Source organism: Bradyrhizobium sp. UFLA05-108 (genome assembly GCF_059803455.1).
Genome location: NZ_JBANAZ010000002.1, coordinates 89,162 through 102,309, shown reverse-complemented (window position 1 = coordinate 102,309; position 13,148 = coordinate 89,162). Strand labels below are relative to the sequence as shown.

The 13,148-nt window shown below is 64.4% G+C and carries 12 protein-coding genes; all 12 read right to left on the bottom strand.

Annotated features, from left to right (window positions below; translation table 11 throughout):
- Positions 1-36: 36 nt before the first annotated feature.
- The 12 genes from SO140_RS01725 to SO140_RS01670 all read right to left on the bottom strand — a co-directional run bounded on the left by SO140_RS01725 (position 37) and on the right by SO140_RS01670 (position 13,106).
- Positions 37-1,050: an ABC transporter ATP-binding protein gene (locus tag SO140_RS01725; RefSeq protein ID WP_498542215.1), complete on the bottom strand. Its 1,014-nt coding sequence runs from the start codon at positions 1,048-1,050 to the stop codon at positions 37-39.
- Entirely contained in the window at positions 1,047-2,060 is a 1,014-nt protein-coding gene (locus SO140_RS01720; RefSeq protein ID WP_449378379.1) for an ABC transporter ATP-binding protein, read from the bottom strand. The genes SO140_RS01725 and SO140_RS01720 overlap by 4 nt, the downstream gene beginning before the upstream one ends.
- 2 nt (positions 2,061-2,062) lie before the next feature.
- On the bottom strand, positions 2,063-2,959 hold the full coding sequence (locus SO140_RS01715; RefSeq protein ID WP_498542214.1) for an ABC transporter permease: 897 nt from the start codon (positions 2,957-2,959) through the stop codon (positions 2,063-2,065).
- Positions 2,956-3,906 (bottom strand): ABC transporter permease, encoded by a 951-nt coding sequence (locus SO140_RS01710; protein ID WP_498542213.1) that lies wholly within the window; start codon positions 3,904-3,906, stop codon positions 2,956-2,958. Before SO140_RS01710 ends, SO140_RS01715 begins: the two co-directional genes overlap by 4 nt.
- Positions 3,907-4,031: 125 nt before the next feature.
- Entirely contained in the window at positions 4,032-5,453 is a 1,422-nt protein-coding gene (locus SO140_RS01705; RefSeq protein WP_498542212.1) for an amidase, read from the bottom strand.
- Positions 5,454-5,573: 120 nt separating this feature from the next.
- Positions 5,574-6,509 (bottom strand): carbohydrate kinase family protein, encoded by a 936-nt coding sequence (locus SO140_RS01700; RefSeq protein WP_498542211.1) that lies wholly within the window; start codon positions 6,507-6,509, stop codon positions 5,574-5,576.
- 22 nt (positions 6,510-6,531) lie between these two features.
- Positions 6,532-8,187, bottom strand: a complete 1,656-nt coding sequence (locus SO140_RS01695) for an FGGY-family carbohydrate kinase (RefSeq protein ID WP_498542210.1) — start codon at positions 8,185-8,187, stop codon at positions 6,532-6,534.
- Positions 8,188-8,216: 29 nt separating this feature from the next.
- Entirely contained in the window at positions 8,217-8,990 is a 774-nt protein-coding gene (locus SO140_RS01690; RefSeq protein WP_498542209.1) for an SDR family NAD(P)-dependent oxidoreductase, read from the bottom strand.
- Between the two features lie 34 nt (positions 8,991-9,024).
- The gene (locus tag SO140_RS01685) at positions 9,025-10,032 is read right to left on the bottom strand and encodes an ABC transporter ATP-binding protein (RefSeq protein WP_449378372.1); all 1,008 of its coding nucleotides are present in this window, start codon (positions 10,030-10,032) and stop codon (positions 9,025-9,027) included.
- 18 nt (positions 10,033-10,050) lie between these two features.
- The gene (locus SO140_RS01680) at positions 10,051-10,881 is read right to left on the bottom strand and encodes a carbohydrate ABC transporter permease (RefSeq protein ID WP_027521139.1); all 831 of its coding nucleotides are present in this window, start codon (positions 10,879-10,881) and stop codon (positions 10,051-10,053) included.
- 3 nt (positions 10,882-10,884) lie between these two features.
- Complete coding sequence (locus SO140_RS01675) at positions 10,885-11,757, bottom strand: carbohydrate ABC transporter permease (RefSeq protein ID WP_449378371.1); 873 nt, start codon at positions 11,755-11,757, stop codon at positions 10,885-10,887.
- 95 nt (positions 11,758-11,852) lie between these two features.
- Positions 11,853-13,106, bottom strand: a complete 1,254-nt coding sequence (locus SO140_RS01670; RefSeq protein ID WP_449378398.1) for an ABC transporter substrate-binding protein — start codon at positions 13,104-13,106, stop codon at positions 11,853-11,855.
- Positions 13,107-13,148: the final 42 nt, after the last annotated feature.

Genomic DNA, 13,148 nt, shown 5'->3' with positions numbered 1-13,148 from the left:
TGACCCGATCAATCTATGCAAATCCGCCGCTTGGCGCTAACCCGCCTCGCTGGTCGCGGCTGGCAACGCCATCACCTGTTCGGCCTTGTGGCAGGCGGCAAGGTGCGCTTCGCCGACCTTGCGTAGCGCAGGGGCGGCCTCGCGGCAATGCTGGTCGGCGAGCGGGCAGCGGGAAACATAGGGGCATCCGGTCGCAGCTGACGATTGTGAGGCAATCGCCTGCGCGCCGCGGCGGCTGCGCACACGCCCGGCGCGCGCGCGCGGCACCGCCTCCAGCAGCGCGCGCGTATACGGATGGGCACAATGTTCGAACAGGTCCTCCGGCCGGCCCTGCTCGACGATCCGGCCGAGATACATCACCGCGACCTCGTCGCAAAGATAGTCGACGACCGCAAGGTCATGGCTGATCAGGATGTAGCTCAGGCCGAACTGCTCCTGGAGGTCCTGCATCAAGTTCAGAACCTGCGCCTGCACTGAGACGTCGAGCGCGGAGACCGGCTCGTCGGCGACGATCAGTTTTGGCTGGGTGATCAGCGCGCGCGCAATCGCGATTCGCTGGCGCTGGCCACCGGAGAATTCGTGCGGATATTTGTCCATGTCCGCATCGCGCAGGCCAACCTGTCGCAGCACCGCAGAGACCCGCACGCGCAGTGTCGTACGATCGGTGCGCTCGAGTGCGGTGAGCGGCTCGGCGACGATCCGCGCGATGGTCTGGCGCGGATCGAGCGATCCGTACGGATCCTGAAACACCATCTGAAAATCGCGACGCGCGCGACGGAGCTCATCCGCGGGCAATTGATTGAGGTCGCGGCCGAGCAACTCTACCCGCCCCGACGTCGGCCGCTCCAGCGCCATCACCACGCGGGCAAAGGTCGACTTGCCCGAGCCGGATTCGCCGACCACGCCGAGACTCTTCCCCGCCTCGATCCGTACACTCACGCCGTTGAGCGCCAGCACCTCGCCCGGCGGCCGGAACAGGCTTTCGCGTGGCAGCGTGTAGCGTTGCACGAGGTCGTTGACGCGGAGAAGCGGTTGCGAGGTGGCGGTCATGCCGGCACCGCTCCGACGCGATCAGCCATTGACACGTCAGTCCTGATGCAGCGGACACCATGGTCATGTCCGACCTCCACCATCGGCGGGAGCGCGGCACGACAACCATCGATCACCAGCGGACAACGATCGGCAAACGTACAGCCGGACGGCAGATCGGCAAGTTCGGGCACCGTGCCGGTGATGGTCTTGAGCCGCGTCCCCTTCCGCGCGCCGAGCCGCGGCCGGGCCCGGAACAGGCCTTGCGTATAGGGATGGCCCATGCGCCTGAATACGTCGTCGGTCGGCCCGCTCTCGACCACCGTGCCGCCATACATCACCATCATGCGCTCGACGTTCTCGGCGATGACACCGAGATCGTGCGAGATCAAGATCATCGACATGCCCCGCTCCTCGACGAGATCGGCAATGAGGTCGAGGATCTGGCCCTGGATGGTGACATCGAGTGCGGTGGTCGGCTCGTCCGCGATCAGCAGGTCGGGCTCGCAGGCGAGCGCCATCGCGATGGTGACGCGCTGGCGTTGGCCGCCGGAGAACTGGTGCGGATAGGCATCGACGCGCTTTGCCGCGTCCGGGAGCCCGACCCGGTCGAGCAAGGCGATCGCCTCGGCGCGCGCCTGCGCCGCCGAATAATTCTTGTGCCGCCGCAGCGGCTCGGCGACCTGATGCCCGACCGTGTGCATCGGGTTGAGCGCGGTCATCGGCTCCTGGAAGATCATGCTGATGCGGTTGCCCCGCAGCTTGCAGTAATCCGCATCGGAAAGTCTTACGAGCTCGCGACCGTCGAGGCGGACGCTGCCGCCAAGGACAGCACTCTCAGGCAACAGGCCCATCAGTGCGAGCGCGGTGACCGACTTGCCGCAGCCGGATTCGCCGACCAGACCGAGCGTCTCGCCGCGCTTCAGCGAGAAACTCACGCCGCGAACGGCCTGGGCCGGGCCTCGGCTGGTGTTGAGACGGACGCCGAGATTGTCGACGTCGATCAACGGCGCGTTTGCGGGGTTGCCCATCGTCACCGCTCCCGCGCCAGACGAGGATCGAGCAGATCGCGCAATCCATCGCCGAGAAGATTGAGGCCAAGGACGGCGACCGCGATCGCCGCGCCCGGATAGACCGCAAGCATCGGCGACTGGAACAGCAGCGTCTGCGCGTCGTTCAGCATTCGTCCCCAGGAAGGCTGCGGCGGCTGGGTGCCGAGCCCGAGATAGGACAGCGCGGCTTCGGCGAGAATCGCGAGCGCGAACTGGATCGTCGCCTGCACGATCAGGATCGACAGGATGTTCGGCAGCACGTGCTCGATCGTGATGCGGAAAGCCCCCTTCCCCGCCGCGCGCGCCGCCAGCACGAACTCGCGCGCCCAGATCGCGTTGGCCGAACCGCGGGTGACGCGAACGAAGATCGGGATCTGGAAGATGCCGATCGCAGTGATCGAGGTCAGCATGCCGGGACCGACCACCGCGGCGAGCATGATCGCCGACAGCACGGCCGGAAAGGCGAAGGTGAAATCGCTCATGCGCATGATGAGCTCTTCCGTCCAGCCCTTGCGCGCGGCGGCGATCAGGCCGAGGCAGACACCGAAGGTCAGCCCGATGCCGACCGCGATGATGCCAACCAGGATGGTCGAGCGCGCACCGATCAGCAGCAGCGAGACGATGTCGCGCCCGAAGGAGTCGGTGCCGAGCCAGTGCGAGAACGACGGCGGCTTGAGCTTCGAGGCGATGTCGATCTCGTAGGCCGACCAGGGTGTCCACACCAGCGAAAGCAGCGCCGAGCCGATCACCAAGAGAACCAAAGCGCCGCCCAGGACGAAACTGCGATGGCGGAACGCGCGGCGCCAGAAGCCGGTCGCAGGCCGCGACGGCATTGAAGTCGTCGGCAGGCCGACGGCGGCGGTCAGCGGATCACTCACAGGTCGTGGACCTTGATGCGGGGATCGATGAAGGCATAGAGCACATCGACCACGAAATTGACGATGACGACCATGGCCGCGAGCAGCATCACGCAGTTGCGCACCACGATCAGGTCGCGATTGGCGATCGACTGGAAGATCAGTCGGCCGAGGCCGGGCAGATAAAAGACGTTCTCGATGACGATGGTTCCAGCGAGCAGATTGGCGAATTGCAGACCCATCACGGTCATCACGGGGATCATCGCGTTGCGCAGCACGTGGCTCCACAGTACTTCGCGCTTGCCGAGCCCCTTGGCGCGGGCGGTGCGGACGAAATCCTCGCGCAAGACTTCCAGCACAGCCGAGCGCGTGACGCGGGCAAGGATCGCTGCCTGCACTACGGCGAGCGAGATCGCCGGCAGCAGCAGCGATTTGACGCCGGGCCAGATGCCGTCGTCCCAACCGGCAAAGCCGCCGGCCGAGAGCCACTGCAGCTTCACCGAGAACAGCAAGATCAGCAGAATGGCGAACCAGAAGTTCGGCAGCGCGATGCCGACCTGGGTCAGCGACATCACACCGACATCGCCGAGCCTGTTGTGATTGGCGGCAGTGTAGATGCCGGCGGCGAGCGCGAGTGTCACCGTGATCAGCATGGACATGATCGCCAGCGGAATGGTCAGCACCAGGCGCTCGGCGATCAGGCCGGCGACCGGCGTGCCGTAGACGTAGCTGTTGCCGAGGTCACCCACCGCCATGCCCTTGATCCATTGCAGGTAGCGCACCATGAGCGGCTGATCGAGGCCGAGCTTGATGGTCAGGGCCCGCACTGCATCCGGCGAAGCATCGGCGCCCATCAGCATCTGCGCGGCGTTGCCCGGAAGCGCATCCAGCACCAAGAAAATGATCAAGGACGCGCCGATCAGCGTCGCCAGCAAGGTCACAAGCCGCCTTAGGACAAATACGCTCATGCGCTCTCGGGTTCAGGCTCTGGAATTCAGGGCTTCCCTGGCACGATCAACATGTCCGGGCGCCGGACGCAAGTGCCTTGGTGCAAGTACCTTGGTGCAAGTACCTCGGTGCCTGTGTCCCACTTTCAGCCGGGCCGGCGGGACAAGAGATCGTGCGAGGCCTCGAACAGCGCGCTGACACGCAACAGCTCGGCATCGTCGCGGAAGCGGCCGGCGAGTTGAAGGCCGATCGGCAACCCATCGCGGCCGAACCCGCAAGGCAGGCTGATCGCGGGATGACCGGTCATGTTGAACAGCATGGTCCAGGGGAACCAGTGCGGCCGGACGCTGTCAAAGCTCTTGCCGTCGATCTCGATGGTGCCGAACAGGTCCTGGTCGATCGGCAGCGCCGTCCGGGTCAGGGTCGGCATCGCCAGCAAATGACCGCGCGCGAGCAGCGATTGCACGCGGCGGAATAACGCCGTGCGCGCGAACATCGCCTCCTGGTAGTCGACGCCGCTTACCTTCGTGGCGAGCGCGAGCTGCTTGAGGAACGTTTCGCTCAACTCATCCTTGTGGTTGGCCGCGAGCTTGGAAAAACGCGTCCGCCAGACGGTGTGGTTGATCGCGCGCCAGATCGGCTCGATGTCAAACCCCTCGCCAGAGAATTCTTCGAGCTCCGCGCCGAGACCCGCCAGCCGGTCGAGGCTTGCCTTGAAGGCACTGGCGACATCGGCCGAGACGGGTCGTCCGGGCGGCGACAGGCAGTACATGATCTTCTTTCCGCGCAGATCGCCGCGCGGCACGGCCGCGCCGACGAAATCAGGCGCGGGAAGACCGATCGACCAGGGATCGCAGGCATCCTCCCCGGCCATGGCCTGCATCATCAGCGCGGTGTCCGCGACGGTCCGCGTGGTCGGCGTGACATAGGTCTGGTTGCCGAAGACGTCCTGCACCTGGCTGTGCGGGATCACGCCGTTGCTCTGCTTAAGGCCGACGACGCCGTTGCAAGCTGCGGGAATGCGGGTCGAGCCGCCGCCATCGGTTGCGACCGCCAGCGGCGCGATGCCGCTCGCAACTGCCACTGCGGCACCGCCGCTGGAACCGCCGGAGGAGCGATGCACGTCCCACGCGTTACGGGTGCGGCCGAACAGCGGCGAGTCGGTCAGGCATTTCGAGCCGAATTCCGGCGTCGTGGTCTTGCCAACCAGGATCGCACCATGGGCGCGCAGCCGTTCCACCGCCACGGCGTCCTCCTCCGGCACATTGTCCTTGTAGGGAACGGCGCCGAAAGTGGTTTTCACGCCCTTGGTGTTGACGATGTCCTTGATGGTAGTGGGAATGCCGTGAAGAAGGCCGAGCGGCTCGCCCGCCATCACCTTGCGTTCCGCCTCGCGCGCCTCTTCCATCGCTTCGTCGCCACACAGCGTGATGAAACAGTTCAGCCTCGGCTGCAACGCTTCGGCGCGGGCGAGCACCGCACGTGTGACCTCGAGAGGAGATATCTCCTTGCGGCTGACGCGTCTGCGCAGTTCAACGGCCGATAGAAAACAGAGATCTTCGCTCATGTCGGGACAGGCTCGCGTGACGTTGTCGCGAACTTGGCAGCCTCAAGCGGGCCTGTCCATTTCCGACGGCGCATGGCCGCAGTCCCGGGGGACATTCTTGGAGGCGAGCGCCCGGATGCGCTACCAGCGCCAGTCGATCTCGCTGAGGCGCGGCGGATCGGCGCCGGGCCGGGTGCAGGTGAAGCCGGCACAATTGGCCGCGAAGGACAGCGCGCGGCGCAGCTCATCGGCGCCGATGTCTTCCAGGGGTTGACGTCGAAGACGTCCCTGCTTGTGCAGGGCGAACAGCAGCGCCGCCTGAAAGCTGTCGCCGGCGCCGATCGTGTCGGCAACCGTCACCTTGGGCGCGGCGACCTCGATCTTCCCCGCCGCCTTGTGCCAGGCGACGGCGCCGTCGATGCCGCGGGTGATGACGACGAGTTTGGCGCCTTGCCCAAGCAACGCTTCGGCCTTCTGCTGGTATGGCTCGTCACCATAGAGATAGGTGAAATCGACGTCGGACATGCGGACGATATCGGCGTTCGCCGCGAACTCACCCATGCGCGCAACATAGGACGGCTTGTCCTTGACGAGGTTGGGCCGGCAGTTCGGATCGAACGAGATGGTCGAGGATGCCCTGGCGTCCGCGATCAGCGCCTCCGTCTCGGCCGCGCCGGTGTCGTTGACCAGCGTGGTGGAGCCGACATGCACCGCTTCGATGGTCTCCAATGGAATGGAACCGCGCCGATAGGTCCAGTTCCGTGTCGCGGTCTCGGCGTCGTAAAAGGCGTAATGCGACTCGCCGGCAATGATGCGCACGAAAGCGAGCGTGGTCTGATGATCGCTGCGCGTGGCGCAGCGAAGCTCGACGTCGGAGGCTTCGGCATGGGCCGCGATCATCTGCCCGAACATGTCGTTCGAGAGGCCTCCGACGAATCCGGTCGGCGCGCCCAGCCGCGCCATGCCGATGGCGACGTTGAGACAGGAGCCACCGACCGCGGGCATCACGGCCTCGCGGCCGTCGGCTGCGCGCGTCGGCACGAAATCGATCAGCGCATCGCCACAACTGAGCAGCATCACCCCTAACCTTATCTTGCCCTTATCCCGGCAGCGTCAGCCCGAAGCCGGCCATCGCTTCGCGGCTGCCACGGTCGACCTCGCGCAACATCTTATAGGCCTTCCGCTTGCGGCTGTGAAATTCGGCCATGCCGGGAGCCGTCGGCTCGCTGAGGCGGCCAAGCGCCGACATTTTGGCCATGGTCTCGCCGATCGAAGCGAAGGCGCCGCCGGCGACCGCGCCGAGCATCGCGGCACCGAGCAGCACCGGCTCCCTGGTCTGCGGCAGCGCGACGGTCAGTCCCGTGGTGTCCGCCATGATCTGCCGCACCAGCGGGCTGCGGCTCGCCCCGCCTCCCATGATCATGATGCTGGAGTGAACGCCGTGCGCGGCAAAGGCCTCGATCACCTCGGCAAGGCCGTAGGCAAGGCCGCAGAGCCCCGCGACGAACAAGCGCTCCATCGCGCCGATGTCGGTATCGAGATCGAGGCCCGCGATCACCGCGCGCGTATCTGGATCGGCGTATGGCGAGCGGTTACCGATGAACTCCGGGAGAACGTGAATGTCGCGCGCCAGCAACGCGGCACGGCTCACATCACCCGCGCGCGCAATAACGCGCTTCTCCAGGAAGTCGATGATATCAACCCCGTCCTTGCGCGCAGCCGCGCTCGCCTCGGTATATCCCGCGTGCGACTTCAAAAGATGGTCGATCGCGGCTCCCGCTGCCGACTGTCCACCCTCGTTCAACCAGAAATTCGGCACCATGCCGGAGTAATAGGGCCCCCACACGCCGGGAACGAAGCACGGCTCGGTGGTCGTCGCCATGATGCAGGCGGATGTCCCCATGATGTAGGCGAGGCGGTCGCAGACATCTGCGGTGCCGCCCGAGCCGTCACGTCCGCCGATTGCGCCGATGCCGCCGGCATGGGCATCAATCAGCGATGCGCCGACCGGCGTACCCGCACTCAACCCCAGGTCGGCCGCCGCCGCCCGCGCCAGGCCGGCGCCGAGCCGCGTGCCCGGCGCGACGATCTCGGTGCCGATCCGGGCATATTTTTCTGATACGAAGTCCGACAGCCCGATACGCTGGAAGAACGGCGCACTCCAGCCGCCACCATCATGCGCCAGATAGTTCCATTTGCAGGTCACCGTGCAGGTCGAGCGCTGGAGCGAGCCGGTCGCGCGCCAGGTCAGATAGTCCGCGAGATCGAAGAAATGGCCGGCGATATCAAAACTCTGGCGCAGATGGCGCTTCAGCCACAGCAGCTTCGGCATTTCCATCTCGGGAGAGATCGATCCGCCGACATAGCGCAGCACATCGTCCTGCGTCTCATTGATCAGACGCGCTTCGGTCGTGGCGCGGTGATCCATCCAGACGATGACGTTGCGCTGGCTGTCGCCGGAGGTGCTGACTGTGACCGGCTCGCCGTCCTTGCCGAGCACGACCAGCGAGCAGGTGGCATCGAAGCCGATGCCTCGCACGGTATCAGGCGCAATCCCCGCCTCAGCCATGGCTGCGCGGACGGATCTCGCGCAAGCATCCCAGATGTCCGACGACGACTGCTCGACGATATCGCCGGCCTCATGCCAGATCCGGATCGGATGCCGCGCCGTCGCCAGAAGGTTGCCAGCCTCGTCGAAAACCCCTGCCCGCGTGCTGGTCGTCCCGACATCGACACCGATATACGCTTGCGGCATTGTCGCTCCCGTCAATTTTGACGAGGAGCCTACCAGCAAGTGTAACCGCCATCCACTAGCACGATGCTGCCCGTCATCAGGCTCGCGGCCTCGGAGCTCAGGAACAGCACAACCGAGGCGATCTCCTCCACCTGCCCCATCCGTGCCATCGGAGTTCCACCAATCCAGGCGTCATACATTTTGGGATTGCTCTTCACGAAGGCGTTCAGCGGCGTCTCGATATAGGTCGGCGCGACCGCGTTGACGCGGATGCCTCGCGCACCCCATTCGGCGGCAAGCGACTTGGTCAGATGATGCACCGCGGCCTTGGAGGCGTTGTAAAAGGACTGCTCCTGCGGCTTGTTGACGATAAAGCCCGACATCGAGCCGACGTTGACGATGGTTCCCGCCTTCGCCTTCAGCATGTGCTTGCCGAATTCCCGGCAGCACCAGAAGGTCCCGTTGAGATTGACGTCGATGACGTTGAGCCAGTGCTCGTCGGTCACGGTCTCCGCCGGGGTCTCGCTGCGGGCAATGCCGGCATTGTTGACGAGGATATCGACGTTGCCGTGACGGGCGACGAGTTCGTTCGCGACCTCGGCGACGCGCCTGGTGTCGGTCACGTCCATGACGACGGTCTCGGTGTCGTACCCCTTGGCCTTGAGGCCGGCCTGGGCGGCCTGGGCGACCTTGCCATCGCGGTCGGCGATGATCACCTTGGCCCCGGCTTCGGCCAGCGCCTCGGCGCAGGCGAGCCCGATGCCCTGCCCGCCGCCGGTAATGATCGCGGTCTTCCCGTTCAGCTTGAACTTTTCCAGGTACATGTTGCTTTTTCCCGTTTCTTGTTCGCCCAGCTTGTCAGCCCCGGATCGCGTTGCCGCCCTCGTTGAAGCGGTGAATGCGCGCAGGTTCGGGCACCAGCGACACACGGTCGCCGGCATGCAGGCTCAACTCGCCGATATAGCGTGCGGTGAGCATGCCGAGCTGGCCGGCGTCGACATAAAGAAAAGTATCGCTGCCGAGATGCTCGGCGACCGCAATCGTACCCGGCCAGCCGCCTCCACCATCGCGCTCGATCTTCAAATGCTCAGGCCGCACGCCGATCGTGATCGCGCCGTGCTGAAGGGCGGGCTCGCCGGTGACGAAATTCATCTTGGGCGAGCCGATGAAGCCCGCGACGAACAGGTTGGCCGGCTTCTCATAGAGCTCGAGCGGTGAGCCATATTGCTCGATCTTACCGGCATTGAGCACGACGATCTTGTCGGCCATCGTCATGGCCTCGACCTGGTCATGGGTGACGTAGATCGCGGTGGTGCCGAGCTGCTTCTGGAGCCGCGTCACCTCGATCCGCATCTGCACGCGCAGCGCGGCGTCGAGGTTCGACAGCGGCTCGTCGAACAGGAACGCTTTGGGTTCGCGCACGATCGCGCGCCCGATCGCGACGCGCTGGCGCTGGCCGCCAGACAGCTCGCGCGGCTTGCGCTCGAGATAGGGCGTGAGGTTGAGGGTCGCGGCTGCAGCTTCGACCTTGCGGTCGATCTCGTCCTTGGCGAGTCCTGCCATCTTGAGCCCAAAGCCGATGTTGCCACGCACACTCATATGCGGATAGAGGGCGTAGGACTGAAACACCATCGACAGGCCGCGCTTGGCGGGCGGAACGGCGACGACGTTCTTGCCGTCGATGAGGATCCGTCCATCCGTCACGTCTTCGAGCCCGGCGATCAACCGCAAGAGCGTGGTCTTGCCGCAGCCGGAGGGACCGACGAACACCACGAAGGAGCCGTCCGCGATGTCGAGGTCGGCGCCCTTGATAATGTGCACGGGCCCGAAGGCTTTCTGCACGCCTTGAAGTGTGATTTGACCCATGTTGCGACAGCCCTTTCGCTACTTGACCGCGCCAAAGGTGAGCCCGCGCACGAGCTGCTTCTGGCTGAACCAACCGAGGACAAGAATAGGCGCGATTGCCAGCGTGGAGGCCGCCGACAATTTTGCCCAAAACAATCCTTCGGGACTCGAATAGGACGCGATGAACACCGTCAGCGGCGCCGCCTCCGATGTCGACAGGTTGAGCGTCCAGAACGCCTCGTTCCAGGCGAGGATGAGGTTGAGCAGCAAGGTCGACGCCAGGCCGGGGATGGCCATTGGCGTCAACACATAGACGAGCTCGCGGCCGACGGTGGCGCCGTCCATGCGCGCCGCTTCCAGGATGTCGCGCGGAATCTCCTTGAAATAGGTGAAGAGCATCCAGATCACGATTGGCAAATTGCCGAGGCACAGGATGAAGATGAGGCCGATGCGTGAATCGAGCAGGCCGACGTTCTTGTAGATCAGGTAAATCGGCACGAGCACGCCAACCGGCGGCATCATCTTGGTCGACAGCATCCAGAGCAGGATGTCCTTGGTGCGCTTTGTGGGCGAGAACGCCATCGACCACGCGGCCGGAATGGCGATCAACAGCGCGATCAGCGTCGAGCCGCCGGCGATGATGATCGAGTTCAGTGCGTGGTGGAGGTAGTCGCTGCGCTCCTGCACCGTCGCGTAGTTTTCAAGAGTCCAGTGGAAGAACAGGAATGAAGGCGGAATGGCGAAGGCCTCCAACTCGGTCTTGAAGCTTGCCAGCACCATCCAGAGGATTGGAAAGAAGATCAGGAAACCGCAAAGCCAGGCGGCTGCCGTCGAGACCGCGACCCGCTGCGTCGTTGCGATCCGTGCCATGATCTAAGCCTCCAGATTGCGGCCGACGATGCGGACGAGGAAGAAGGCGACGATGTTGGCGATCACCACCGCGACGAGGCCGCCCGCGGACGCGCTGCCGACGTCGAACTGGATCAGCGCCTGCGAATAGATCAGGAAAGCGATGTTGGTCGTCTGAAGGCCGGGTCCGCCGCCGGTGGTGACGAAGATCTCGGCAAACACCGTCAGCAGGAAGATGGTCTCGATCAGGATCACCACAGTGATGGGGCGCGCGAGATGCGGCAGCGTGATGTAGATGAAGGTCGAAACCCCGCTCGCCCCGTCCATCTCCGCGGCTTCCTTCTGCTCCTCGTCGAGCGATTGCAGCGCGGTCAGGAGGATGAGAGTCGCGAACGGCAGCCATTGCCAGGCGACGATCAGGATGATGGCGAACAGCGGCACGTCGTTGAACCAGTCGATCGGCGTCAGCCCGAACACCTTGGCGAGCCAGGCAAACAGGCCGGAAACCGGATGCATCAGCAAATTCTTCCAGACCAGCGCGCTCACCGTCGGCATCACGAAGAATGGTGCGATCACCATCAGCCGCACGATGTTGCGGCCGATCACGGGCTGATCGAGCAGAAGCGCCAGGGGAATGCCGAGCAGAATCGTCAGCAGCAGCACCGAACCGACCAACACCAGCGTGTTCTGAAGCGAGGCGAGAAAGGCCGGATCGGTGAGAAAGTAGCGGAAGTTTTCCAGACCGACGAACGCTTCGGAGCCGGGATCGAGCAGGCTGTAATGCAGCGTCGAGAAATAGAGCGTCAGCGCGAGCGGGACGATCATCCAGATGAACAGCAGCCCGACGGCCGGGGCCAGGAGCGACCGCGCAAGAATCTGGGTCTGCTTGGTTGCCATCCTTGCTTCTCCTCTGGAGGGAAGAAGGCGGCCATCCATCCTGTCTGGCGGATGGCCGCAGTTTAGGCTCTCAGGAGGGTGAGCCTTGGTCCTACCTACTTGATATAGCCGGCGCGCTTCATCTCGCGCTCGGTCGTGGATTGCGCCGCCGAAAGCGCGGCATCGACGGTGGTCGATCCCGACAATGCGGCGGAGAACTGCTGTCCTACCTGCGTGCCGAGGCCCTGGAATTCTGGGATCGCAGCATATTGCACGCCGACATAAGGCACTGGCTTCACAGTCGGCTTGTTCGGATCCGCCGCGTCGATCGAGGCCAGCGTCAGCTTTGCGAACGGCGCGACCTTCAGGTAATCAGGATTTTGGTAGAGCGAGGTCCGCGTACCTGGCGGCACGTTGGCCCAGCCCTCCTTGGAAGCCACGAGCTTGGTGTAGTCCTTGCTCGTCGCCCAGGCGATGAACTTCTCGGCAGCGTCCGTCTTCTTCGAGCCGGCAGGGATTGCGAGACTCCAGGCCCACAGCCAGTTTGCGTTCTTGCCGAGCCCGGTGTTCGGCGCCAGCGCAAAGGCGACCTTGTCGGCGACCTTCGATTCCTTCGGATTGGAGACCATGGACGCCGCAACCGTCGCGTCGATCCACATCGCGCACTTGCCGGCGTTGAACAGCGCCAGGTTCTCGTTGAAGCCGTTCGAGCTCGCGCCGGGAGGGCCGGCCTCCTTCATGAGATTGACATAGGTCGTGAGCGTCGTCTTCCATTCCGGCGAGTTGAACTGCGGCTCCCACTTCTCGTCGAACCAGCGCGCGCCGTAGGAGTTGGACATGGCGGTGAGGAACGCCATGTTCTCGCCCCAGCCGGCCTTGCCGCGCAGGCAGATGCCGTAAACGCCAGCATTCTTGTCGGTGAGCTTCTTGGCCGCATCGATCACGAAATCCCAGGTCGGGCTTTCCGGCATCTTCAGGCCGGCCTTCTCAAACAGATCGGTGCGGTACATCACCATCGAGCTCTCGCCGTAGAACGGCGCTGCGTAGAGCTTGCCATCGACGGAGACCGCATCCTTGATTTTCGGCAAGAGGTCGGCGACGTCGTATTCGGCGCCGAGATTGGCGAGCGGCACAAGCCAGCCCTTCTTGGCCCAGATCGGGACCTCGTAGGTGCCGATGGTGAGGACGTCGAACTGCCCGCCCTTGGTGGCGATGTCGGTGGTAACGCGCTGGCGCAGCACGTTCTCCTCGAGCGTCACCCATTTCACGTTGATATCAGGGTTCTTCGCAGTGAATTCGCTGGTCAGTCCCTGCATGCGGATCATGTCACTGTTGTTGACGGTGGCGATCGTCAGGGTCGTTTCGGCCATCGAGGGGGCGGAAAACAGCAGTGCAGACACGCCGCAGACGGC

Bases quoted from the DNA above. Each gene is read 5' to 3' on its own strand.
- SO140_RS01695 (WP_498542210.1), bottom strand. From the start codon at position 8,187: ATGCCGCAAGCGTATATCGGTGTCGATGTCGGGACGACCAGCACGCGG.
- SO140_RS01675 (WP_449378371.1), bottom strand. From the start codon at position 11,757: ATGGCAACCAAGCAGACCCAGATTCTTGCGCGGTCGCTCCTGGCCCCG.
- SO140_RS01690 (WP_498542209.1), bottom strand. From the start codon at position 8,990: ATGTACCTGGAAAAGTTCAAGCTGAACGGGAAGACCGCGATCATTACC.
- SO140_RS01710 (WP_498542213.1), bottom strand. From the start codon at position 3,906: ATGAGCGTATTTGTCCTAAGGCGGCTTGTGACCTTGCTGGCGACGCTG.
- SO140_RS01685 (WP_449378372.1), bottom strand. From the start codon at position 10,032: ATGGGTCAAATCACACTTCAAGGCGTGCAGAAAGCCTTCGGGCCCGTG.
- SO140_RS01720 (WP_449378379.1), bottom strand. From the start codon at position 2,060: ATGGGCAACCCCGCAAACGCGCCGTTGATCGACGTCGACAATCTCGGC.
- SO140_RS01700 (WP_498542211.1), bottom strand. From the start codon at position 6,509: ATGCTGCTCAGTTGTGGCGATGCGCTGATCGATTTCGTGCCGACGCGC.
- SO140_RS01680 (WP_027521139.1), bottom strand. From the start codon at position 10,881: ATGGCACGGATCGCAACGACGCAGCGGGTCGCGGTCTCGACGGCAGCC.
- SO140_RS01670 (WP_449378398.1), bottom strand. From the start codon at position 13,106: ATGGCCGAAACGACCCTGACGATCGCCACCGTCAACAACAGTGACATG.
- SO140_RS01705 (WP_498542212.1), bottom strand. From the start codon at position 5,453: ATGAGCGAAGATCTCTGTTTTCTATCGGCCGTTGAACTGCGCAGACGC.
- SO140_RS01725 (WP_498542215.1), bottom strand. From the start codon at position 1,050: ATGACCGCCACCTCGCAACCGCTTCTCCGCGTCAACGACCTCGTGCAA.